We start from the raw sequence: 24,549 nt of genomic DNA on the forward strand, positions 1-24,549 counted from the left end.
ACCCCATCATTAACGTACTCGTTGATATCACGTTCGGAGCACGTCACTACTTCACCTGATACGTCACCCGGTAGCGGCATTCATCGTCTCCAATCAGGCGGCACGCCTCCTCCACCACGGACACCTCGACTTCTCTTTTGAAGCAGTCCCCGACTCCCTTCATAATCCCCCGGACGAATGCGCAGGAGGGCCGGGAAAAGCCGTCCGGCTTTTCGTCGCGCTGTATCAGGTCATCACACTCGGTACAGTCCTCCCGGTGGATGACGATTTCGTTTTTTTCCGACAGGTGTTCCATGATTTTCTCCGGGTCGTACCCGGCATTTGTCAGGTACGCGGAGTAGCCCAGCTTCAGCTTTTCCACCGGATCAAGATCCATCTCGATCAGGGCCTGTACCGGCGCCGAGTGGGAGACGACGTTCTTTATCATCTTCATGCCGCCCCGGTACATCACTGCACCGTATCCCGCGTCACCAAGAATATCCCTGACCCCGGTAAAGAGTCTCGTTACGTCTTCATGACTCACCCGGGCGTCCGGATCGTAATCCGGTGGATTGGTGATCATCTCCTCAAGTTTTGCGAAATGGAGCACGGAGTGTAATCCGTTTTTCCCCAGTACCTCCTCCAGTGAATCCAGGACCGAGCGATAGGCCAGATGAGTCAGCGAGCTTCCATTTGACATTACCCACTCCATTAATAACCAGAAATTCTATATGAGATGCTTACAATATTCTTAATATAAACTATACACCATGTTTGTTGAGTTTGCAAAATGAATCGCGACGAAAAAACTGCAGTGAAACGAAGGTCACCTCGCTTTTATTATCAGTGTTGATTCCAACATCCCTCTTTTCGAACATCCCGTCCTTATCATCCGACGGCGTCCCGACCGGATTATTCGACGAGCAGTTCAGACCGGAAAAACTCCACCCGTACATCTCTGATGACATTCCCATCCCCGATTATGGCGTCTTCCATCTTTTTGATCACCTCGGGCTCGGGCGTATCGGTGTCTGTAAGCAGAATCAACATCCGGTAGCGGCGCACAACTTCTCCTGTGCCGGAATCTATCCGTTCAGTGGTCATGTCCAGCACCCGGGCATGGGGAAGAGACTTTTCCATCGCAGACTCCGCGTCACTGATGGCGCTTCGTAACCGGTAGCGGTCGTAGGTAAAATATGCCAGGGGGAGCGCGATGAGAAGCAGCAGAACCAGAGACAGCACGATCTGAGAGAGCGCCCGCCGCTTCACCTCCTCCTTGTCGGCGTCGAAGGGATGAATCTTCAATATCCAGAACACCAGCGCCCCGGCCAGCGAGATGGTCGCCAGGTTAATGATAAAAAGCACCAGCGCTCCCAGGGCCACCTGAGCATCCAGAAATCCCAGCCCGATGCCCACGGTGCACAGCGGTGGCAGAAGCGCCACGGCGATGGCGATGCCCACCAGCGAGCTGGAAACCTTCTTGTTCGCGAAACCGTATGCTCCCACCAATCCCGAGGCGATGCCCACCACGATGTCGTAGAGGCCGGGTTGCGCCCTGGCCAGGATTTCATCCGTATACGAGGCCTCGGGGAGCAGAAAGGCCATAAACGCCGAGATGAGAACCGCCAGAAACGACCCGTACATGATGGAGACGAGCGAGTTTCTCATCAGCCTGAGATCACCCCAGACCACCCCCAAAGAGAGGGCCAGTATCGGGGTCATGAGGGGTGCGACGATCATGGCGCCGATCACCACGGCGGTGGAGCCCATGATGAGTCCGGCGGTGGCGATGACGGTGGAAAGAATCGTCAGGATGTAGTATTCCCTGGTCGGGGTGGCCCCGGCGGACAGCGCCTGGTGGGTGGAGAGATCTCCCTCCTCCTTTTTCCTGATCGTTTGGTACTTCCCGTATTTATCCCGCCAGAAGTTCACGTTGAAGTAATTGGACAGGGTCCGCTCCTCCGGCTCGATGACCCGCTCGAACATATCCTCCACGGTCTGGCGGGTGTCCGATATGCGATCGCTCAGCCTCTTCTTCTTTTCTTCATCTTCCTCTTCCCCGCTCCCTCTCAGCGAACGCATCAGTGATTTTTCTTCCTTCGGCTTCTCACCCTTCTGCTCAACCTCTTCATCGGCCTCCTTTTTCGATTTTCCGGACTTTCCTGTCTTTTTTTCATCCGATTCCGCCGGCGCTCCCTCCAGTCGCGTCTTTACCGGCTCATCGGCCCTCTGCGCCTTTTTCCCCACATCCCCATCCGGAAGACCTTCCTTCCCCTCTTCCAGGTCGTCGGGCCTCTTTTCCTCCTCCTCCTTCTGACGTTCCCGTTCCTGCTCCACCACCGATTCGAAGCCCAGCATGCTGATTATCTTTGAAAAGATGTGTTTCCTTTGCGACATCTGTCCCCCCACGATAGATACAATGACCCTCCCATTGTATGAGAAATTTGGGTCAGAACAAAAGGATTTTCTGAAAAATCGGACTTTTTTTGTGGGATTAAAGCACCTTCGACGACGGGTCACCGGGCATCATGCGCCCGAACCCTTTCGACAACTGATCGCACCAGCCGGGTGAGACGGCACCGAATCCGGACGGAGTCGCCGGGGGGGGGTCGGACCTCAATGCGGGAGGGAAGCGCCGGGGGGGTGGGGGGCTGGGTGAGCCGCCGGTACGAATCGACTTTCGCCCGTTCCACGTCCCGCTGTTTCTATACACATACGGACACCATCTCTTTACAATAAGCCAGAGTGAGCTCATACACCCTTGACAGGAGTATTATATTTATATGTTATTGGATGTTGCATATGAGACCGTCCGATTCAGCGTCGACACCGATTCGAAATGTCGGGTGAATCAGGCGAACGCCCCGTAGGCAGCGGAGGCGTGTTTTTCATGGCATATCGTGAAAACCATCGGGAGGCAGTCATGAAACGGATAGAAACATTCACGGACATCGATGCGACACCCCAGGCGGTGTGGGACATCCTGACGGATTTTGCCGAGTACGGACGGTGGAATCCGTTCATACCGGAGATCTCGGGAACGCCGGCGGAGGGCGAAACCCTCACCGTGACCATCTCGCCCCCGGGCGGAAGGAATATGACCTTCACGCCCCGGGTGAGAGCGGCGCATCCGCACCGGGAGTTCGCCTGGCTGGGACACCTCTTCATCCCGGGCCTGTTCGACGGAGAGCACCGGTTTCTCATCGAAAAACGCGGGGACAAAGGAACGCGGCTCACTCAACGGGAGGAGTTTCGGGGCGTACTCGTGGGGATGTTCTGGAAGAGCCTTGAGCCCTCCACTCGAAGGGGATTCGAGGCGATGAATGCGGCCCTGAAGCTGCGGGCCGAGGGCGGATAGGCGGACGGCGGGCGCTCCCCGGAGGTCCCATCCTGTGTCCTACGGTGAAACCTCCCCGTCGAAATCCTGTGCAACACAGCGGGAACCGGGAGCGCATCCCTCCAACGACTCGATGGCGTTCACCACCTCGTCGGGGACTCGAGCCTTTTCCCCCTTGGCGTAGTCATAGATAACGATCACCGCGTCGCCGAAGGCCGCAACCCCCAGCGCACAGCTTTCGACCAGATATTCCATCACGAACGACGTGGTGCCGATGGTTGCCACGCGGGCGCCCACCGAGAGGGTGTCCGGATAGCGCACCGGCTTTTTATAAGTGGCGGACGTCCGGGCCAGGATCGGCCCGATGCCGGATCGCTTCATGACCTTCATCAAGCCGGATTTTTCAAGATAGACGATGCGGGCGGACTCGAAGTACCTGAAGTATATAATATTGTTCACATGGCCCAATGAATCCATCTCCCCCCAGGCCACGGGAACGGTGATCACCACCGGATAGCCGGACAACGCATCGGTCACAAAGCACCCCCTCATGTGAAAGACATCAGGATTTCACCCGATCGATGGAGGCGATCTCATCGAAGGATTTTCGGTCGGGACGCTGTTTCTCCGCCGCCGCCTGTTTTTCACTCAGGACGGGATTGATCTCGTGGGTGCGCCTCCCCACTATTACCAGAGTGATGAGCGCGGCCTGCTCGGGGATATTGAGGGTTTTTTTGACTTCATCGGGGTTGTATCCGGCGATGGGATGGGCGACCATGCCCAGGTCCGTGGCCCTGAGGATCAGAAACGCGGTGGCCATACCGGTGTCGAAGAGGTAGTACCTCCGCTCGTCGATGACGCAGTCATCATCGGATTCTGCATACACCGCCACTATCATGGATGCGTCATGCGCCCAGGTGTTTCCCTCGCTGAGGGAAGAAAACACCTGTTTCCTTGTTTCGTAATCCACAACAAAGACGAACCGCCACGGCTGGTTATTATTACACGACGGGGCAAGTCCGGCGGCGTTCGCCAGTTCGTCGATTAATTCCCGGTCGATATCCGCCGGAACCAGGGACCGATACGCCCTGCGCTCGTCAATCGCCTCTCTGATATCCATGGGGTACCTCGCATATACAACGCGGGGAGTTTACCGAACGATCAACGAAGGACATGCACCCGAGGATACGAGTCCGGTTTTCGGGAATCACATCACACACACCCTGCAACATTTCCGGATGGTGACGATGAATCAGCAAAACGGGACCGATTGTTCCCGTTTTGCATCACGTTTTGGGTAGCGCATGTCCGCACGTTGATTTTCGCAAGACACCGAACGGTATGTTATCCTCTTTTGATTATCATACACCAGTCGGACTATGAATGCAAGGAGAGAGGGCGGGGGCTATTATGCGTCCGCCTTCTCCACAACCTTTATAAACGGCTTTACCATCTCCTCCCGTATGCGCCTTTTATATATCTCCTCTCGAATGGGTGGAATGACGGTGAGGGCCGAGAGCACGCCGCTCATGATGCGTATCTTGTAGTTCTTGTGGGGAAAGTCGTAATACCCGTTCTTCTTATAATATCGGTGATCCGCCTGAAACGGGAATTTGAGTCCCGCATACATATCGTCCCGAAAGATTTTCCTCCCGCCCACGCCGAGAAAGTCCAGAGGGCGGACATATTCCGCAGCGGCTGCGCGGATGATGTTTCGGGCGAAATCATCGATCACGTGATTGAGGGTCTCGGAGTCATCGTATTCATCGCTGATCATATCCACGAGATTGCTCTCCTCCACCTGGAAGAACCCCTCCATAATCTCCCGCAGGTTCGGCAGCTGGGACAGGGGGCCGGACACCAGAAATCCCACCTGCTTCTTGGAGTGCCTCGGGGTGTGGGTATTGAAAAACGTTCGGTCGAACATCCGCTTGATATCCGCGGAGAGGTAGCGGTCCCGGATGGTGGATGCGAAGACCACGATATCCGCGGTCATGACGCGGTCCCGATAGAAATCGATAAACCCGTCCTTCCCCTCGTAGGCGCACGTGAAATCATACCCGCACTGGATGCACCCCCGGCAGTCGCCCGTGATGTCCACATCGGCGAGATTCAGCACATCGACGTCTCCCGCAAGCGCCCCGGTGAACCGCCTGATCATGCCGTTCAGGTTGCCGTCAGTGGGGCGGGCGTCGGTTACCACCACCACCCGCTTCCCCCCGGTCCCGATCTTCTCATCCGCGGCCTTTGGGGTGTAGGTGAGCGTGACCGGTGTGATCGGCCCGTATCGCCTGGGGATCGTCGCTTTTCGCTCGATCGCGTCGAAAAAGTTTTCCGCAAAAAACCGAAGTTTTTTCCGTCCCTCCCCCCCCAGGAGGTCTATCATATGGGGCGAAAAGGAGGAAACATACCGCATCCCCAGGTCCTCGGAGACGCCGTGGATGTAGGCGTGGGCGGTATGGTCGAAAAAGTGTATGGAGGTGGATATACCCGCCGCATATTTTTGTGAGAAGGCGTCGGTCGCGCCCCTCTCGTTGACCAGCTCGATAAACCGCTTCAATCCCGCGTGTACCAAAAGATAATAGAGCGGAAACGACCAGATAATCCCGTCGGAATTCCGCACCGAATCGATCACCTCATCAAAGGCGTCGTCCTTCTTTTCCAGAGCTCGGATCTTCTGAGCCACGTGGTGGACGGTATAGTCATGTTCCGGGTATATCTTCTCCAGATACCGTACATACTGGAGCGTGACGCTTCCGTCTCCTTTGGGACTTCCGCTTAAAACCGTGAACTTCATTATGAATCTCCTTCTTGTTCTTTCATATCTCGCAGCTTTACCAGGGTGTCGTCGCACCATTGGATGGCCTCCCGGGCCATGCGCCTGCCGAAATCGAGGGTCATCCCCATGAAGACCATCTCCAGGGGGTGATCGCCGTCCGGTATCTTTTCCGCCCCCGCGGCGATCCTGTCGAGCGTTTCCAGCCGCCAGATAATCGCCTTCCGCTGCTGTTCTATCATCACAATGAGGTGTCCGACCGGCGCCTGTCCGCCGAAGAAGAGCCGGAGCAGCATCTCGTTTCGTATGGGCGACCTCTCCATCGGCTGCGTGAGCCATTCCCGGAGTTCCTCCCGACCCTTTTCCGTAATCTCATACACATGCCTGCTGGGACGCCCCTCCCCCGCTTCCACATGTTTTTTCGCCAGCCCCTCCCGGGCCATCTTGTTCAGCATCGGATAGATGTGTCCGTAGTTTTCGCTCCAGAAGTTGCCGATGGAAAACTCGGTCACCTTCTTGATGTCATACCCACTCATGGGGGCAATGGTCAGCATCCCCAAAAGGGCGTATTTCGTTTTGTTCGTTCGTGCCATCTCACACCTTCCCAACTCGATTTCTATGTCATTATGATACGTCTCATAAAGATATATATCATTATGATATATATATGTCAAGAGAAAACCCTTGTGGCGTTTCTTTTACCATCGGGAGGTATCGGGCCCCTGAGAAATGTTACGAAGCCCTGACCTGCCGCTTTCCCATCAGGTTGAGCTTGTATGTCCGGGTGGTTTCCGGCAAAATCCGCTCCCCCCTATCGCTGATGAAAGAGAGGGCGTCGAAGGGACACTGGACGATGCAGGCGGCGCATTGTTCGCAGTCATCGGGCCGGGCAAATACAATTTTTCTCCTCACCCGGTCCAGGTCGAAACAGCCCCGGGGGCACACCTCCGTGCAGATGCCGGTGCCCCTGCATATTTCCACATTGAGGACCACGGTAAATGATCGCTCCTCATGTTCGACGCTCTTATACACCGGCGTGCTGCCCGCAAGGTCGAAGGTGAGAAACAGTGTCACGACGAGGCCTGCAAGGATCCAGTGGAAAAAAAACAGAACGGTTTCACCTCCGATGATCCCGGCCGGGATGACAACCCCTGCGGTATAGAGTCCCCACAGAACAAGCTGAACGCCCCCCTGCTCGAAGCCGAAGGCGATTGTGCCCCACCCTCGAGAGGGCCGGCCCAGAAAACGTTCATACAAGGGGAAGGCCATAAACAAGGCACACGACATGCCGAATATCAGCACGTTAAGGGGGAGGATCGCCTCTCGGTTGACAAAAACAAAAACGAGGCTTGCGGGTATCGAAAGCTGCGCCGCCCAGCCCAGGGCCACGGACATCCGCCGACCGAGACCGAATTCGACCCGCCGCATCCTGTCGGTTGCTTCTTTTCCTGCGGCGAGAAATCCCGGAATATCCCGGGCGGATACCGGACCCCAGACGGCCTTCCAGCCGATCTTCTTTTTTATGTACACCGGATCAATCCCCGTCGCCGCCAGTTGAGGAAGCACCAGGGTACGGTGATCGACGAGGTTCTCAATGCCGCTGGTTTTGATGATGGAAATGACGTCATGGTGGGTAAAATGCCCGCCGGCGGCGGCGCACCAGACGTTGATGCCCCGGCTGTTCGCCACTAAAAGATAGAGATCTTCCCTCCTGAGCCGATACGACAGTTCCCGAACCGTCAGCCGCCAGTTGCAGGTAACCAGCACCGGGGATGAGCGTCCCGGATTCCCTATCTTTACAAGACGGGGGGGCAGGGGCAACGGAAGCAACCACACGAACCTCGTGACGATCCATGTCAGGATATATGAAATCATCGGTCCCTCCTTGTGTGCCTTTCGCGGCGGCCGCTCAATCCCGTTTCCGAGCGATCAGCTCCATGAACCCCCCGATGCCGTGTCTCCTGACGGATTCGATCTCAAGGTTCGCACTTGCGACCCGTGATTCCAGGTTTTTTATCGCTCCGGTGGTGGTTTGGGTCACCAGGTAGGTAAGCGCCGCCAGGGGAATCCGAACAAGCATATAAAAAAACCGGCGAAAGATTCCCCCGGGGGGGACTTCATCGCCGATCAGGAGCATGCCCCTGTTCTTGAGGATGCGATGAACATGACCCAGGGCATAGGCTGTTTCATCGTCGGTCAGTTCCGAAAAGCAGAGTCCGCTCATTACCACGTTATAGCCACCGGTCTCAAGATCGTCCATCTCGGCAACGCCCATTTCCAAAAATACCATGTCTCCCGCAGCCTCGCCGATTTCCGCACGATACGCCCCGACCTTCTTCTTGGCCACGTCCATCATCGCCGGATTGATATCCATTGCGGTCACCACACCCCCCCGGGCCAGCGCCCGAAGTGTCAGCGCCCCGGTTCCGCACCCGATGTCCAGAACCCGGTCGCCCGGCCGAATGTGGGAGGTCAGCCGGTCGTATGCCTCGTCCAGTTGGCCTAGGGTCAAAAACCGTATACCCCGGTCGTAGCGATCCGGAGAGGACTCAAGGATCTTCATCAGAACATAGGTGCTCATCTCCTCCTTCCTTCCTCTTTACGAAACAGGGTGACGGGACGATTCCCCTTGCTTCATCCCGATTAGGAAAACTTCGGCTTTCTCTTTTCGATAAACGCCGCCATCCCCTCCCGTCCCTCGGGATGAGCGCCGCTTCGCGCGATCATGTCCCGCTCCCGCTCAAGCTGAATCTCAAACGGGACGTCGAAGGCGTCATAGATGAGCCCCTTGACCGCCCCGAAGGCGAAGAGCGGCCCCGACCCGACGCGCCTTGCCAGGGCCACGGCCTCGGCCACGACACGGGTGTCATCGACGATCGTTGTGACCAGTCCGAGGTCACGGGCTTTCTCCGCGTCAATCGGCTCATCGAAGGCCGCAATCTCCATCGCCCGGGCAATCCCCACCAGGCGGGGAAGGGTGTGGGTGCCGCCGCCGTCGATACACAGTCCCGCGCTCAGATATCCGAGCTTCAGGACGGCGCTTGTGCCCATAACGCGAAAATCCGCCGCCATCGCCAGGGAAAAGCCGCCCCCCGCCGCCGGGCCGTTGATCGCCGCCACCACCGGCTTTTTCATCCCGTGAATCTCCATGATCGCCCGGTGAAAGGCGCCGGCGACGAGGCGAAACGCGCCCTCCGGACCCCGCTCGTGCCCGTTGATATATTTCAGGTCGCCCCCGGCGCAAAACGCCCGCCCCGCCCCGGTCAGCACCACACCCCGAACGGCATCGTCGGCCGCGGCATCCGACAGCACCTCGCCCAATTCCCGCATCATCGTCTCGTCAAAGGAGTTGTAGTCCTCCGGTCGACTCAATGTCACGACGGACACCGCCCCGTCCCGATCCACGGCAATGGAACCAGTCATACAATACCTCCGTGCCGATACCCTCCGGTCATCGGCGACAACCACAAAAAAACCGGGCCCCTCTCGTGTGGGGCCCGGTGAGAATTCCCGTGATGTATCTTCAGTACCCAAAAAAGAGGGTATCATTCAAACAGGTCGATGAGCTGAATGTGCACCCCGTCCGGGTCCTCGATGAAGGCGATTTTTCGATCCTCCCGGAGCTGGATCGGCTCCATGATAAACGTCACCCCCTCGGCCTTGAGGCGTTCCGCCAGGGCGTCGATGTCTTTCACGATGAGGGCGATGTGATAGAGGCCGTAGCCGGTGCTACAGTCCAGGCGGACGTCCCCCGGATTCGCGTCCTCGATCTCTATTTTGGTTTCATCGTTCCCGATAAAATAGAACGACCGCCCCACCATATCCACCTTCTCCAGGATCTGAAATCCGAGGATGCGGGTGTAAAAATCGAGGGATTTTTCCACATTGTTGGACTTTATACCGACGTGATCGAATCGCACGGGTGCCCTCCTGTTATGATTCTTCCCTGATTAGTTTGAAGCATTCATCAACTACGTCGAGGGTCTTGTTGATGTCCTCATCGGTGTGGGCGGCCGAGAGAAACCAGTTGTGGTGCGGATGGAGAAACACCCCCCGCTTCGCCACCTCACCGCAGAACCGGCGGTTTCTCTCGAAGTACTGGTCGTCTTCGAACCGCATGAACGGCATGGCGTCGTGCCCTGTATAGGACACCTTCAGACCATGGGTCCTGGCAAGCCCGGTCATCCCCTCCCTCAGCTTTTTCCCCTGGGCGGCCACCTGTTCGATGACCCCCTCCTCTTCGATGATGTCCAGGGTCTTCAGTGTGGCTGCCATGGGCACCGCGGAAAAGTAGTGGGTGCCGGAAAAATAGACATTCTGGGCCGCCTCCTTGATGGATTCTTTCCCCAAACCAGCGGCGATGGGATGTCCGTTTGCCATCGCCTTTCCCATGGTGACCATGTCCACATCAACGCCGAAGTAGGCGTGGGAGCCGTTGGGGTGCAGCCTCAGGTTACAGCGGATATCGTCCATGATCAGAAGCGCCCCGTTGGCGTCGCACAGGGACCTGACGCCTTTGAGAAAACTCTCTGTCGGCATCATCTGGTCCGCCATCGCGGGGTGATGGTAGGGGGCGAGCATGACCGCCGCCACATCATTTTTGTATGTATTGAATAAAGCCGTCAGCTCGTCCAGGTCGTTGTAGGTGAAGTGCACGACGTACGCCTTATATTCTTCCGGGATGCCGTTGGTGCTGTGTGTAATCCAGGAGGCGCTTCCGTGGTATTCGTCATGGGCGACGAAGACGACTCTTTTCTGAGTATGATGCCGGGCCACGGTCACCGCAAACGAGGTGACGTCCGTGCCGTTCTTGCCGAACACCGTCCAGTCCATGCCGTCGTTCAGGTTCACCAGACGTTTCGCGGTGTCAAGCCACAGGTTGGACGGGAGGGTAAAGCAGTTGCCCCGATCCATCTGGGCCTTGGCCGCCTCTTCCACCCCGGGATGGCATAATCCCAGGATGTTCGTGCCGAACGAACACATGTAGTCGATGTATTCGTTCCCGTCCACATCCCAGATGTGGCAGCCCTTGCCCCTGGCCAGAAAACAGGGGTACGATCCGTAGGTGAGAAACATCGGGCTTCTCGGTCCGTAGATGCCGCCGGGGACATATTGTTTTGCCTCTTCGAGCATCGCGTAGGACTTCGTGAACTCATAAAGTGCCATAGTCGGAGCCTTTCAATGGTTCATTTCCACAAGGTTGTAACAGCCGCCGGGGGATACCACGCTACTCCCACGCCCCGGCACCATCTCAGTTAAGTCGCTCTCTCAGCGCTTCTCCAGGGAAATATAGGGGCGATCAAGATCGCCTATGTATTCCTGAATGGGACGGAATATCCGATTCGCGTCCACCTGCTCGTTCCAGTGGGCGGCCCAGCCGGCCACACGGGAGACGGCGAACACCGGAGTGAACAGGTCGATGGGAATCCTCAAAAGCTCCATCACCACCGCGGAGTAAAAATCCACGTTCGGATAAATCCGCTTCTGGGCAAGCCGCTTCTCCACCTCCTGTTCCATGGCCTGGGCGATCTCATAGAGGTCCTTCCCCTCTTCTCCGCCCACCCGCTTGACCATATCCGGGATGTACGACTTCAGAATCGGCGCCCGGGGATCGACGGTCTTGTAAATGCGGTGTCCCATCCCCATGATCCTTTTGCCGGCGTCAAGACGCTCTTCCACATATTTGGCCACGTTCTCCGGGCTGCCGATGGAATAGAGCATCCTGAGCACCCGCTCGTTTGCGCCGCCGTGGAGCGACCCGGAGAGCGCCCCCACGGCCCCGGAGACGGCCGAATAGACGCTGGCGTTGGTGGAGCCGATCACCCGGGCCACGAAGGTCGAGGCGTTCAGGGTATGCTCGGCCATGAGAATGAAGCATCGATCCAACACCTTGGCCGTTTCCTTGTCCGGCGGCTCGCCGGTGAGCATGAACAGGAAGTTCTCCGCATGGGAGAATTTCGATACCGGCGGGAAGGGGTCCTCGTCGTTTCTGTATCGGTCGAACGCGGCGACGATTGTGGGGACCTTCGCAATCAGGGAGACCGCCCGCTTCAGGTTATGCAGCGGCGAGGAGACGTCGTCGGCATAGAAGTCTTCTCCCTGGAGCAGCGTGATGGCGGACTGGAGCGCGAGCATCGGATGCATCCCCACGGGGAATCGCTTGATGGCCTCCAGCACCGTAATCGGCAGGTGCCGCTGACGGTTTATCAACGTGGTGAATTGTTTCAGCTCCCGCTCGTTGGGGAGATGGCTGTAAAGCAGCAGATAGCTGGTCTCTTCAAAGGTACTGTGTTCGGCGAGGTCCTCTATCTTGATACCGCGGTACAGAAGTCTGCCGGTTATGCCGTCCACGTGGCAGATGGAGGACCGGGTGGCCACCACCCCCTCCAGTCCGGGGCGATACGCGTCCTTTCTGATCGTCTCGGCGCTGTTTTCCTCCGGCACCGGCAGAACTTTTTCCTCCGCCGCCTCGGTGGTATTTGTGTTGTTGTTTTCTTCAGTCTTCTTTGTCATACGTTCACACTCCATACATACCCCGCCCGGGATGCGAAAAATGACCCACAGACCGGGCATTATATTCAAAATAAGAAAGTTAAAATAACAAATTGGAAGAGATTTGTCAAAAAAAACGTACGAAGAGATGATATCATTTACTAGACCTATTGAATCATAAGCCGGCGAACGTCCGCCGGACAGGGAGCGGCACAATTCGAATTGAAAACCGCAGTGTATGACGGAGATCGAAAAGAAGATCGGTATCTCTACGCCGGCTGGAGTAAACCGCTTCCGTTCGTCCCCCAGTATTTCATATTCCCCGGGCGTTTTGTCGGCTTCGAATATCTATGCATAAAAAACCGGGGGCGACCCTCACTTTCACAACGCCGCGCCCCGGTTTCTTTGATCTATTGAATTCTTGAGAGAAAAACGAACAGGGTCATCCCGTCGTATTTCACCCGCGCTTCTTTTTCTCCTCGTCCACCAGCACCAGGCGGTTTATCTTCCCGGTGGGGAGCATCGGCAGAAACGGCCTGACCTCGAATTCCTTCGGGACCTTGTAGTTGGCCAGGTGCTTCTTGCACAGCGCCTTCAGTTCCTCCGGGTCCACCTCCGTTCCCGGCACCGGCATGACGAAGGCCTTGCCCACCTCCTGCCAGGTCTCGTCCGGAATCGGCACGATGGTCACCAGGGCCACGTTGGGGTGCTTTTCGATCACCGCCTCTATCTCCCGGGGATAGACGTTGTACCCGCCGGACTTGAACATCTCCTTGGTCCGGCCCACGATGGTGATATAGCCCCGCTCGTCGATGGTGGCGAGGTCCCCGGATTTCAGCCAGCCGTCCTTCGTGATGGTCTGTGCCGTTTCCTCGGGACGGTTCCAGTATCCCTTCATCACGAGATCCCCCCGCATCCAGATCTCCCCCACATCGCCTGTGGGCACCTCTTTGCCTTTTTGATCCATCAACGTGATCTCGAACGCCGGGTCGCACGTGCCGACGGTTTTAATCAGGTCCTCCTCACTGTCCCCCGGCTCGCTATAGGTGATGAACCCGGCGTTCTCGGTCTGGCCGTATCCGGTAATCAGGGTGGCCCCGGTTTTGGCCAATCGTTTGACCATCCCCTCGGGGGCCGCCGCCCCGGCCCAAACGTAGTTCCTGATGCTGGAGAGGTCGTAATCGTCGAAATTCGGCAGCTTGAACTGGAGCAGGAACATGGCGGGCACCTGGCCCAGGACAGTGATCTTTTCGTCCTGGATGGTTTTGAGGGTCCCCTCGGGGTCGAACTTGTCCATCATCACAAGCCCAATACCGGACATCAATGTGGCGTAGGAGATCTCCACGGCCCCGGCCACGTGGTTGATGGGAAAGTGAATCAGCATCTTCCCCTCGCCCGGCTTGTGGTTCACCATGAAATGCTCCACCTCCACCCGGATATTGGAGACGATGTTTTTATGGGTCAGAAGCGCCCCCTTGGGCTTTCCGGTGGTGCCCGAGGTATAGATGATCAGGGTCGGGTCGTCCTCGTCCGTCTCACCCATCCGCTTTTCAAGGGCGTCGTCCAGCTCGGGACGCTCCTTCTTGAGCTCGTCCGCCCAGTTGAGGGTCCCCTCCCAGGGATCGCCGACGATCACCAGTTTTTCCAGCTCCGGATTCTGTTTCATCACCTCCAGCATGTCGTCCTTGTAGTCCCGCTGGAGAAAATCATACCAGCGCACCACGAATCCGACCTTCGGCTTGGCGTCATCCACCTGATAGAGAAACTCGTCCAGCATGTACCGGGGGTTGAGGCCGTACCAGACGGCGCCGACCATGCCGGCGGCCATATAGCAGTACATGAACTCGGGGCGGGCGGCGGACAGGGTGAAAAACCGATCCCCCTTTTCAACCCCCAGCTCCAGCAGAAGCTTCGCCACCCGTCGGGTGTTTTCGTAAAACTCGCTGTAGGTTATGCGCTCGTCGCCGAAAATCAGCGCCTCGGTATCGGGCCGTTCTTCGGCCCACTTTTTCAGATAATGCCAGGTCAGTGTTTCCTTCGCCATGAGAGCACCTCCTGAATAAATATATACAAAACGGGGATGTGTAAAAGTATACGGATCGTCGCCCCAGCCGTCATTCGGTGGACCGAGAATCGTCCAAAAGGGCGTGTTTCATCACCTTTCCGGTATCGGTACGGGGAAGATGACCTACAAAAAACACCTTCTTAACGACGGCCCCGAGAGAGGGGTCCCTCCGGCAGCGATTGAGGAGTTCCTCTTCTGTGGTGTGCGAATCCGGCTCTACAACCGCAAAGATACCCACACCGGAAAAATCCGCACTTTCGGACAAGTCAACGGCGGCGCAATCGACGACACCCTCCATCGCCGTCACGAGCGCCTCGATCTCCGAAGCGAAGACCACCTCGCCGTCGATATCCAGGGCGTCCTCACGTCTCCCCCGGTAATAGAGATATCCGTCCTCGTCAAGATACCCGATATCGCCGGACCAATACCACTCATCGGTCGGTATGCGCCGCGGTTTCTTCGGTTCGGGATAGATGACCCCCGCCCGGGCGGGCGAGCGGGAGATGATCTCACCCAGCGTCCCCGGAGGGAGCGGCGCGCCGCTTCGATCCGCCACAATGATCTCCGATCCCAGGTACGGTCGACCGACCGACTCCGGTTTTTTTCCTCGATCCTCCGGGGGCATCAGCGTCAGCAGGCCGCACTCCTGCTGGCCGTATACCTCATAGAGCACAGGGCACAGGCGGTGTTCTATTTCAACGCGCAGCGAAGGGGGAAGACGGGTGCCCGCCATCACGATACGCCTGAGAGACGATACATCCCGTGATGCAAATTCCGGCAGCGCCATGACATGCCGCGCAAGGTCTGGTATGAGGATAGACAGGGTAATCCTCTCTTCTTCAAACAGCGAGAGGATACGGGAGGGATCGAGATCTGAGAGCACCTGGGCCGCCCCTACAAAGAGGGCCGCCGTATACCAGAACATCGAAACCCTCGTGTAGGGGGGAAGCACGGCCAGTATCCTCTCATCTTCGGTCACCCCCTGCTCGACGGCCATCCGTGTATAGGGCTGGTTCTGGCGATGTGTGATGATATACCCCCTGGGGCTTTTCGTGGTGCCGGAGGTAAAATAGAAACAAAAATCGTCGTCGATGGAAGACGCCGCGTCCGGCGCCCGGTCATCCCCCCCCTCGATCATCGCAGTGTATGAGTGGGCGTATCCCGGAACATCAGACCCGACGGCGATAAAATGTTTCGGCCGGGCGGGACTCGTGTGGATCCGATCCGCGACTCCGATCGCCTCCGGCCCGAAGACGACGGCGGACACGTCGGTAAATTCCATGTGCCGCATCACATGCTCCGGCATGAGCCGGGAGTTCAGCGGCATGCCGATACACCCCAGTTTTGACAGGGCCGCCAGCAATTCAAAATCCTCTATTCTGTTGTCACATAAGAGAGAGACAATCTCCCCCTTCCTCAGCCCGATATCTTTCAACCCCCGGTATGCTGAATTGACACGCCGATTGTGCTCCCGATAACTGAGACGCCTCCCGGAACGGGGACAGATGAAGGCCTCATTCTCTCCGAAGAGCTCCGCCGCCCGGCGGCAGTAATCCCCGATGGTGATCGGTTCACCTTGCCCGGTCATACCGCTTCACCTTTCTATATCGAGCGATTAAAGAATACATCCGTGACGGCGTCCGGAACAACATCCTTTTTACGCCTCCCGTGAGTATGCCGGCGGTCAGGTTGCGGGCGCACAAAAAAGAGCTGACCCGCCCCTGCCGGGGTCTTCTGAGCCTCCCGTTTCGAATAATCATCGAAACGCACCGGCAAAAGTCGCCCGGAAGCAACACCGGCTCGTCGGGTTCGGGCAGGTTGTCCCCCTTTAAGACGATACGCGTACCGAAAGCGGACCGTTCAACGGAAAGCACCCGGTGGACGACCGTGCGGTCCCGGTCGTCCACGCAGACAATACATCCGGGGACGATATCCGAAACCGGCATCTCTCTTGTGACGATACCGTCGCCGGGCCTGAGCCCGGGATACATGCTGAAGCCCGAAAACATAAGGCGGCGATATCGATCACGCATCAACGACGTCTCATTCGATTGTCTCATGACACATCATTCACGTTGAAACAGACTGTTTTCGTTCAGGGTTTGTCTCCCGCCGAGCACCCCGTGCCGCCGGGAACGGATCCCGTGATGCATCGATAATCGTTGGACCAGCCGTCGTGGCATTGTTGAAAATACTGCGCGTTCCCCTGGGTACATGATCCGATCGGCTGCTGACCCCGTGTGCAGTCGGACATGGCGCGGGAGCCGAGGCTGCACACCGACTGGCCCACCGCCTGCGTATACGCGACATGCACGTCGATGATAGCGGGGGGCTCATATTTCTTCTTCTTATCGGACTTATCGGACATATTCCTTCTCCGTAAAAAATAGCGTTGGATCAAAATCGAGGCTGAAAAAGAGGCGCTCTATCGTTGCCGTATTGATAATCCGCTCAATTATATGAAACGAAAGTCGTGCGTTTTGGGGGCTCATAAATCGAAAAAAATGTATGTGGTTGGACAACAAAGACACCATCGCCTCCCCCGGCGGGTGTGTTTCCGCATAGTCAGCTTCATCCTGGATGAGAAACATCAGAGAAGCCAACCCGACAGTGCGGGCCCGGGTGTTGTCCACCGGCGTCTGGGTAAAGGGAGACGGCACGAGGGACACCCTTCCATCGCGACAGATGCACACCGCCCCGTCGTCGGCGAGCAGCCGATCCTTCGGCACCCGCGAGGACACCGTGGTCTTCCCGACGTCGGCGCCGCCCACCAACAATACACCTCGATCTCCCGCATCGATCGCCGCCGCGTGCAGTATCATCCCGCCGTATTCCGGCAGCACCACCCCATAGAGCGCCTGCACGGCCAGCGCCGCATCATAAGGACCGTCGCCTTCACGGTCGAAAAGAAGGGCGTCCGCGCTTCTTTCCTCGTGATCCACCGCCAGGAGAAACGACGGCGTTATCACCAGTGATGCACGTCCGTCCTCGATCGCCCGAAGGGACAATCGACCAAACGCCCCCTTTCGAAGGACCGATGCGCGACGGTTTTTACCTCTTGCGGTCGTATCCCAACGGGGCAGTCCGGTAAAGGGAAACCGCCGCTCTAGAGCCTTCTTCATCCTCATCATCTCACGCCGGGCCGGCATGCGGACGGGATCGCCCGGGCCCCTGTCCCCAAACGAGTGGAGCACAAGCCGGTAATCGATATTCCCCCCTTCTGCCAGAAACCCATCGAACACACGATCCACCTCGGACCAGATATAATTACTTTTTGCCTCCCCGATCGTCAGCTCAACACCAACGCCGCCCACCTGGATACACCGGCGTGTCATATCCATTACAGGAGACGCGAAGTCGGAAAGATGCCCCGTTCATAGGCCTCCCTGCACATCCAGTAGGGTGCGGCGAGGCTTCCCGACAGGACGTACTCGTTGGCCCTGCAGGAGCCGAGGCAGCTTTTTTTCAACAGACATCTTCCGCACACCCCCTCCATGCCGTCGGGCACAATTTCGCGCAGGTTCAGAAGGATGGGACTCGTCTCCCAGATATCCTTCAGACAATCGGTTCGGATGTTTCCCATGACCATCTCAGGTACGGCGGTCCCGATGCCGCAGATAGATATATCCCCGTTGGCGAGGACGCCTAGGATGTTCAGGATATAGCATTCCGACCGGGAGCCGCTGAAGAAGCTTTGGATCGACTTGAACGCCGATGGGAGCGTCATGATGACGTTCATCCGGTACCGCTTTGTGATATCCGCTTCCAGCCACCGATCCAGCGCCATCAGCCTGGCCACCGGCAGGTTTTTTTTCTCTTTGATCATCCCGTCTCCCCGTCCGACGGGCATGACCGGATTTATTTTTACGGACGCCGCCTTCAATTCTTCCGCCAGCCGTACAACGCCCTCGATATCCTCCTCGTTGTCGCGCGTCAGGCTCATGATGATCTGTACCGGTATCTTGTGGGCGACCAGGTGCTCGATACCGTCGACGGACCTGTCCAGAGCGCCGGGGACCCCCCTGAATCGATCGTGAAAGGACGAGCGGTGACTGTCGATGCTGACGCTCACGTGACTGACACGGTGCGCGCCTAGAAATGAAGCGGTCTCTTCATCGACAAGCACCCCGTTTGTCTCCACGGTGGTTCTCACGTTTTCCGCGGCCAAAACCTCGACGATCCGAAAAAACTCGTCGTTCATCAGCGGTTCGCCGCCGGTCAGCTTTACGGCGCCGACTCCCAGCGGCCGCCCTTCCTGAATCAGCCGGGCCACATCATCCGCCGTCAGCCCTCGTTGTTTGGACGTGTCCGGAACATACCGGGGCGACAGCCAACAATGAACACACCTGAGGTTGCATCCATCGGTCAGGTAAAGATAGAGCCACCTGAGATGGGGAAGGGGCGGATCGTGTTTTCCGGCGCCGGGTTGCATTATATATTTCCCTGCGTGTGAAGACGATAACAGCATGCGGGATCGGGGGCCATAATCGTTCCATGCGCCGCATACGCCCCCGCGGGGCATCCCCCCGTGCACCCGGCGGTGTAGGGGCAATCGGCGCACTGGGGAAGAGATAAAAGCGGCGTGATGAACCTGCTTCGAAAAAAGGCAAAAGTCTCCGACTCCCGCCATATGACGTCCAGGGGGGTCTCGAGGATATGTCCGGCGGTTAACGCCGGCAGTCGATCGCACGGCGTCGCCCACCCGTCCGGCCTGACGGCACACTCCCGCACCAACGCACCGCATCCGCTCAGAAAGGAAGGAAGCGCATCATCGGCGGCCCCGTGCCCCTCCAGACACCGTACTGAGTCGAAGATATCGTCCACCTCGAAGAACGTCCCGGCCACGCCCCCGCCGACCTCCTTTATCTCCTTGAGCCGATCGATAACGGCACTGCGCTCGGACCTGTGCAGGTGAAGATCGGCCCCGTTCGCGACCGCCCTTCCCTCAGGCAAAAGCTCGTTGAACTTGATGCTCGTGATCCCGAGATCCCGGGACAGTTCGAAAATCCGGGGGAGCTCGTCCATATTGAGACGGGTCACCGTACAGTACGCCGTCACCTTCCCAACGTGCTCGGCCAGAGACTCAATCCCCGGGACGGCCCGTTCAAAGGTCCCGGATCCCCGCAGGGCGTCATACGTCCGGGGGCAGGAGCCGTCGAGGCTCACCATGATGTCATCAAGCCGATCCCTATACCACGCCAGGCGACGGGCGGCGTCCTTATCGATGAGCGTCGCGTTTGTATTAATGGACAGCCGTATGGGGAGAGCGTACAGGGCGTCCAGCAGCGTGAAGATGTCTTCACGGACGAACGGTTCGCCGCCGCTGATCTTGACCTTGAACAGTTGGAGACGCTCGATCTCCTTGAAGAACGAGAGCCACTGTTCGGTGCTCAGGTCCTGCCCGTAGTGTATCTCCGGGCTGTATACGGCACAGTGACGGCAGGCCATGTTACACCGGGACGTGATGGAGATGAACAGTGATATCGGGGCTGAAGGTATCTTCGGCGCGAGGAATTCCGACTCGGCGGGTGAGGCCCCGATTATTTCCGATTGGATGATATCAGTCATGCCGGTAGGTCCTCTTCTTTCTATCTGGGGGAAACGTCTCCCTCCCCGTGGGCGACGCGATCGCCCGATCGTTCGCAAGCAGCTCAGGACTCCGCCAGCCCCCGTTCAACGAGCTTTTGGACAAAGGAGTCTACATCCGCGATGAGGCTCTCCCGTTCGATATCCGGGTAGAGATCGGTGAGCCTCTCGATGATTTGATCCATCGATCTCCCCTCCTCCAGAGACCGTACGACCTCCAGGCCCGTTTCATTCACGCACACCAATATATCGTCGAGTGGATCGAACAAAAACGCACCGTCTTCCTCGGTACGGAGGACCAGACCGGGTTTCATTCGCAGGTATTTCATCGGTTTTTGCCCTCCCGAGATACGATGCCGAACCGACTGAGCCGTCGATACACGCGTTTCACGTCACCGACGATCTCTCGAGACTTTCGCCGATCATCGATCCGATAGATATCGCACATTTCCCGTGCAACGGCCCGGATGCTTCTCCCACCATCGGACAGCCCGATGACGATGCCCGCCGTCTCGTTGAGGAGGTAGGACATGCGGTCTGAGAGATTGAACACCACACACGATCCGTCGTCGAGGTGGGAGACGAGCGCCGTCTCTTTGCGTGAAAACACGATGCCGCCCGGCAGCCATCGGGGGAATGCCGCCGCCTGTTTGTAGGCGCCTCGAAAAAACAGAAAAAACCTTCCGAGCACTCCTCGGCACTCCCGTTATCTGGATATAAAAAGGCTGGGGAAACATGCGTTTTCCCCCGGGCGATTGCAAATCGAAGGTGCTTTCGGCCGTGTCATGAAGCGCGCGGTCGGAGATGAGGATTGTACCCCTTCCGCATAAGACGACTCGAAGCTTATATCTCATTGCGTTTTTCGCCGACCCCGTCACGAAATGACGCCGACAATCCGCAAGGCTCAACCGGCACGATGGCATTCCATATAAAACGGGCGGTCGTCGAAAGAGACGGCCACACACGGCGCCTCCAGACGGTATGAGACGGATCAGCGCGCCTTTTTTCCGGATCCGCCGTCCGAGCCCCCGATCCCACGGGTGTGTATCACGATACGCCCCAGGGATCTCAACAGGTGCGCCGCCCGGAGAAATAAGAGCCGCATCGACCCCCCTCTGCGGACACCCAGCTCCCGGGCGACGACCTCCCGTCCCGGGAATATAAGCCCCCTAAAATAATAGAATTTTTTCTTATACGTGTCAACATGTAATCCGAGCACCGCCTCGCCGAAGAACAGATACTCCGTGCGCTCCGTGGCACTCCTTATCAAACGCCGGAGGAGCGGACTCGGCCGCACGGTTTCGAGGAATCCCTCCGGCAGCGGATAGAGAAAGAGACTCCCCAGCGCCCAGAGCATCGGCTCGACCGAAAAACCGAGACCGTACCGATCCGCCTCCGCCAGAAGCGTGTCGCATGAGAAATCCTCCCCCATGGACGCGATGACGACGGCGATATCCAGAAACCAGAAATCCATCAGATAGGAATGGGTCAGGGCGTGCAGCGCCGTCAGAACAAGGGTATGATACGGATCCGGAGACAGATAGGGGGCGCCGTGAAGTCTCTGGGGCTTTGCCGCCCCGAAGATATGTTCCGTGGGGATGCGCGGAAGGTGGCGCCTGCCGGATATCCTCCGGGCGTCCACATATTCGGTGTGTACGTCGATAGCCAGCGCCCCCCGGGTCCAGCTCGACCCCGATCCATTGGGGGGGGAAAATCCGGACGCCGAAAGGAGCCTCTCAACTTCACGTCTGTCTCCTTCTCTGATCAGGATATCCGCGTCGGTGGTGGGGCGAAGGATATCTTTTGTGTAATAGCGGTTGATCAGATCATGGCCCTTAAAGAGGACCACCGGCACACCGGCATCACCGGACAGCGACAGGAACTCCGAGACGGCCCGTGACTGGGCGTGGTTGAACAGCTCGCTCCTGACAAGCGCGGCCTTCATATCCGCCCGGTCCCCATCAGGGAGAAGTTCCGCCAATCCCCACACCTCGAGTGCGTCGGCCACCGGCCCCAGGCTGCCCCGGGCGGCGGCAAAGGTCACAAGACCCGAAGGGATATGATCGGGAGCGGCAAAAGCGGCGGCCGCATCCACCCCCCGCCAATATCTGGAGAGGGCTCTGGTGGTGACCGATCTCACCGTATACATACCGTGCTTCCTTTTGTCTTCCCGCAGTCGATGACGATGGATATTGTACCATAGTACCAGACACACGCGTCATGAGGCAACCGGAAACACCCGGGAGAAAAACGCCCCGTTTCACCACAGGCACAGATCACATCACGCGAGACGGCCCGTGCTGTGCCGAAATAAAACGATATTGCTTTCCTTTTACTTTTTATATTGATATCCATATTGACATCCCGCTTTACGGCACCGTATAATAAGAAACCTGATTCCGGCCGACTCTGTGACCGTTTCCTCCGGGCGACACATGAACCGAAAGGATGACACATGAACCCCGACCTCCTCGACTCTGCGGCGGCCCTGAAGCGAATCCTCACACCTTCTTCCCTGGCCGTGGTGGGGGCGTCCGACAATTTTTCAAATCCCGCAACGAACCTGCTTTCCACCATCATCGCCTGCGGCTTCGAGGGCGATATCTTCGCCATACACCCCAAGGCGAAAACCGCCCTTGGGGTTCCGGTGTTCCCCTCCATAGCAGACCTTCCGAAGCCTGTGGATCTTGCCATCATCGTGGTCCCGAACACGGTGGCGTCCACGGTACTGGAAGACTGCGGAAAACGGGGCATCATGAACGCTGTCGTCATCACCGCGGGATACCGGGAGATGGGGCCGGAGGGCGCCGCCCTGGAGCAAGAGCTCCTGGCCACGGCGCGAAAGCACGGCATCCGCTTTACCGGCCCGAACTGTATCGGCATCATCAATACGTCCGTCAAGCTCAACTGCTCGATGTTTTACTCCGAAGGAAAGCCCGGAGCGATGGGTCTGGTGTCCCAGAGCGGCAGTTACGTCACTCAGCCGCTCTACTATTTTTCCCAGCACGGCATCAACCTCTCAAGCGCCGTCAGCGCCGGGAACCAGTCGGACATCGACATAGCAGATTCCCTGGTTTTCTTCGCCGATGACGAGCACACCCGATCGGTGGCCGCTTACATCGAGGGATTTTCCGACGGAAATAAGTTCCTGGAGGCGGCCCGGTATGCGACCGGGAAAAAGCCGGTGGTGGTCCTGTATGTGGGCGGCACCGAGGAGGGCTCCCGGTCGGGGAAATCCCACACCGGGGCCGTGGCCACAGACGACGCCATCGCCGATGCCGTGTTTCACCAGACCGGTGTCATCCGGGCAGCCAGTGTGGGAGACCTGTTCGACTTCGCCCACGCCTTTTCCGTCCAGCCGCTTCCCCGGGGAAACCGGGTGGCGGTCATCACCAATTCCGGAGGTCCCGGCACCTCGATGGTGGACGCCGCGGCCAGGCAGGGTCTCTCGATTCCCGAATTCTCGCCCACGCTCCAGAAAAAACTCAGAGACGTCGTCGTCCATACCGCCCAGGTCGGCAATCCCGTGGACATCACCATGGACTTCGATCTCGAAAAGTTTTTTATCACCGTTCCAAAGCTCGTCATTGAAAGCGGCGAGGCGGATGCGGTTCTCTTTTACGGGGTTTTTAGCGGTGCCCATGCGAAAAAGAAGATGGAGATCCTCAAACGCCCCGAAGCCGAGATGCTCGATGGATACGATCAATACCTCACAAATCTCCTCGAAACATTCGTCCGCAACGTCGCAAACAGCGGCATCCCCCTCGTCGCGGCGTCGTTCAACGGCAAGCTCGATACGCCCGTGGCCCGGATGATGGAGATGGACGTCCCGGTGTTTCCCACGCCGGAGCGGGCCGCCGCCGCATTGGCGGCCATGAATCGATACGCCCGATGGCGCGACGAACTATAAACAGGATATACCTACGGAGAATACGTCCCGCCCCATCGATGATCCAGGTCGAACGATAAGCGATGGATGTGCATGCCCCGGGGTCCTCATAAATAGAAACGCGTCGGCTTTTTTAGAAGACACAGTCGGAAATGCACGTGAGAGAGTCGTTTTCTTCCTTTCCCGGGCCGCTTCGAGGATAAAACACAACCCCGCATCGTGAAAAAGCATCGAACCCACCCCACAGCGTCGTTTTGCCGACGTCATTATTCCGTAACGCCCGCCCGAAACGACGAACACTGACGATAGGGGTTGAATGTTTTTCCGATACTTCAAAAAAACGTTTATCTGTGACGCCTGTCACTGTCTCGTATCCCTCACATGATATCGTATAGTTGAAAATAGATATCCAATACTCATATACC

The 24,549-nt window shown here is 57.6% G+C and carries 24 protein-coding genes; 2 read left to right on the plus strand and 22 right to left on the minus strand.

Annotated features, from left to right (window positions below):
• Nucleotides 1-46: 46 nt before the first annotated feature.
• Complete coding sequence (locus JW885_16715; protein MBN1883807.1) at nt 47-679, minus strand: hypothetical protein; 633 nt, start codon at nt 677-679, stop codon at nt 47-49.
• Nucleotides 680-891: 212 nt separating this feature from the next.
• Nucleotides 892-2,376: a TIGR00341 family protein gene (locus JW885_16720; protein ID MBN1883808.1), complete on the minus strand. Its 1,485-nt coding sequence runs from the start codon at nt 2,374-2,376 to the stop codon at nt 892-894.
• A gap of 526 nt (nt 2,377-2,902) precedes the next feature.
• Here JW885_16720 and JW885_16725 point away from each other — a divergent pair.
• On the plus strand, nt 2,903-3,337 hold the full coding sequence (locus JW885_16725) for an SRPBCC domain-containing protein (GenBank protein ID MBN1883809.1): 435 nt from the start codon (nt 2,903-2,905) through the stop codon (nt 3,335-3,337).
• Nucleotides 3,338-3,376: 39 nt separating this feature from the next.
• Here the strand turns inward: JW885_16725 and JW885_16730 are convergent, their stop codons facing one another.
• The 20 genes from JW885_16730 to JW885_16825 all read right to left on the minus strand — a co-directional run bounded on the left by JW885_16730 (nt 3,377) and on the right by JW885_16825 (nt 22,384).
• Nucleotides 3,377-3,868 (minus strand): acyl-CoA thioesterase, encoded by a 492-nt coding sequence (locus tag JW885_16730; protein ID MBN1883810.1) that lies wholly within the window; start codon nt 3,866-3,868, stop codon nt 3,377-3,379.
• A gap of 10 nt (nt 3,869-3,878) precedes the next feature.
• Nucleotides 3,879-4,436, minus strand: coding sequence for a nitroreductase family protein (locus tag JW885_16735; GenBank protein MBN1883811.1), 558 nt, complete (start codon nt 4,434-4,436; stop codon nt 3,879-3,881).
• A 288-nt stretch (nt 4,437-4,724) separates the two neighbouring features.
• On the minus strand, nt 4,725-6,113 hold the full coding sequence (locus JW885_16740) for an NAD(P)H-dependent oxidoreductase (protein MBN1883812.1): 1,389 nt from the start codon (nt 6,111-6,113) through the stop codon (nt 4,725-4,727).
• The gene (locus tag JW885_16745) at nt 6,113-6,685 is read right to left on the minus strand and encodes a PadR family transcriptional regulator (GenBank protein MBN1883813.1); all 573 of its coding nucleotides are present in this window, start codon (nt 6,683-6,685) and stop codon (nt 6,113-6,115) included. Before JW885_16745 ends, JW885_16740 begins: the two co-directional genes overlap by 1 nt.
• A gap of 139 nt (nt 6,686-6,824) precedes the next feature.
• On the minus strand, nt 6,825-7,967 hold the full coding sequence (locus tag JW885_16750) for a 4Fe-4S dicluster domain-containing protein (protein ID MBN1883814.1): 1,143 nt from the start codon (nt 7,965-7,967) through the stop codon (nt 6,825-6,827).
• A 34-nt stretch (nt 7,968-8,001) separates the two neighbouring features.
• On the minus strand, nt 8,002-8,673 hold the full coding sequence (locus tag JW885_16755) for a class I SAM-dependent methyltransferase (protein ID MBN1883815.1): 672 nt from the start codon (nt 8,671-8,673) through the stop codon (nt 8,002-8,004).
• A gap of 62 nt (nt 8,674-8,735) precedes the next feature.
• Nucleotides 8,736-9,515: an enoyl-CoA hydratase/isomerase family protein gene (locus tag JW885_16760; protein ID MBN1883816.1), complete on the minus strand. Its 780-nt coding sequence runs from the start codon at nt 9,513-9,515 to the stop codon at nt 8,736-8,738.
• A gap of 122 nt (nt 9,516-9,637) precedes the next feature.
• Entirely contained in the window at nt 9,638-10,012 is a 375-nt protein-coding gene (locus JW885_16765; protein ID MBN1883817.1) for a VOC family protein, read from the minus strand.
• Between the two features lie 13 nt (nt 10,013-10,025).
• A complete protein-coding gene (locus tag JW885_16770) occupies nt 10,026-11,258 on the minus strand; it encodes an aminotransferase class III-fold pyridoxal phosphate-dependent enzyme (protein ID MBN1883818.1) in 1,233 nt (410 codons plus the stop codon).
• 102 nt (nt 11,259-11,360) lie between these two features.
• The gene (locus tag JW885_16775) at nt 11,361-12,605 is read right to left on the minus strand and encodes a citrate synthase (GenBank protein MBN1883819.1); all 1,245 of its coding nucleotides are present in this window, start codon (nt 12,603-12,605) and stop codon (nt 11,361-11,363) included.
• A 436-nt stretch (nt 12,606-13,041) separates the two neighbouring features.
• The gene (locus JW885_16780; GenBank protein MBN1883820.1) at nt 13,042-14,628 is read right to left on the minus strand and encodes an acyl--CoA ligase; all 1,587 of its coding nucleotides are present in this window, start codon (nt 14,626-14,628) and stop codon (nt 13,042-13,044) included.
• Between the two features lie 70 nt (nt 14,629-14,698).
• Nucleotides 14,699-16,237 carry an acyl--CoA ligase gene (locus JW885_16785; GenBank protein ID MBN1883821.1) on the minus strand — a complete coding sequence of 513 codons (1,539 nt, stop codon included), beginning with the start codon at nt 16,235-16,237 and terminating at the stop codon, nt 14,699-14,701.
• Entirely contained in the window at nt 16,221-16,709 is a 489-nt protein-coding gene (locus JW885_16790) for a hypothetical protein (GenBank protein ID MBN1883822.1), read from the minus strand. Before JW885_16790 ends, JW885_16785 begins: the two co-directional genes overlap by 17 nt.
• Nucleotides 16,710-16,744: 35 nt before the next feature.
• Nucleotides 16,745-17,017, minus strand: coding sequence for a hypothetical protein (locus tag JW885_16795; protein ID MBN1883823.1), 273 nt, complete (start codon nt 17,015-17,017; stop codon nt 16,745-16,747).
• On the minus strand, nt 17,007-17,984 hold the full coding sequence (locus JW885_16800; protein ID MBN1883824.1) for a hypothetical protein: 978 nt from the start codon (nt 17,982-17,984) through the stop codon (nt 17,007-17,009). Before JW885_16800 ends, JW885_16795 begins: the two co-directional genes overlap by 11 nt.
• A gap of 5 nt (nt 17,985-17,989) precedes the next feature.
• Nucleotides 17,990-19,081, minus strand: a complete 1,092-nt coding sequence (locus tag JW885_16805; GenBank protein MBN1883825.1) for a radical SAM protein — start codon at nt 19,079-19,081, stop codon at nt 17,990-17,992.
• Entirely contained in the window at nt 19,081-20,217 is a 1,137-nt protein-coding gene (locus JW885_16810; protein ID MBN1883826.1) for a radical SAM protein, read from the minus strand. The genes JW885_16805 and JW885_16810 overlap by 1 nt, the downstream gene beginning before the upstream one ends.
• Before the next feature lie 83 nt (nt 20,218-20,300).
• Complete coding sequence (locus JW885_16815) at nt 20,301-20,564, minus strand: PqqD family protein (protein ID MBN1883827.1); 264 nt, start codon at nt 20,562-20,564, stop codon at nt 20,301-20,303.
• Nucleotides 20,561-20,926: a PqqD family protein gene (locus tag JW885_16820; protein MBN1883828.1), complete on the minus strand. Its 366-nt coding sequence runs from the start codon at nt 20,924-20,926 to the stop codon at nt 20,561-20,563. Before JW885_16820 ends, JW885_16815 begins: the two co-directional genes overlap by 4 nt.
• A 300-nt stretch (nt 20,927-21,226) precedes the next feature.
• Nucleotides 21,227-22,384 (minus strand): nucleotidyltransferase family protein, encoded by a 1,158-nt coding sequence (locus JW885_16825; GenBank protein ID MBN1883829.1) that lies wholly within the window; start codon nt 22,382-22,384, stop codon nt 21,227-21,229.
• Between the two features lie 306 nt (nt 22,385-22,690).
• On the opposite strand from JW885_16825, the gene JW885_16830 reads away from it, so the two are divergent.
• The gene (locus JW885_16830) at nt 22,691-24,145 is read left to right on the plus strand and encodes a CoA-binding protein (protein MBN1883830.1); all 1,455 of its coding nucleotides are present in this window, start codon (nt 22,691-22,693) and stop codon (nt 24,143-24,145) included.
• The last annotated feature ends 404 nt before the right edge of the window (nt 24,146-24,549 follow it).

This window comes from Candidatus Zymogenaceae bacterium (genome assembly GCA_016931225.1).
In the GTDB taxonomy this organism is placed as follows: domain Bacteria; phylum Desulfobacterota; class Zymogenia; order Zymogenales; family Zymogenaceae; genus JAFGFE01.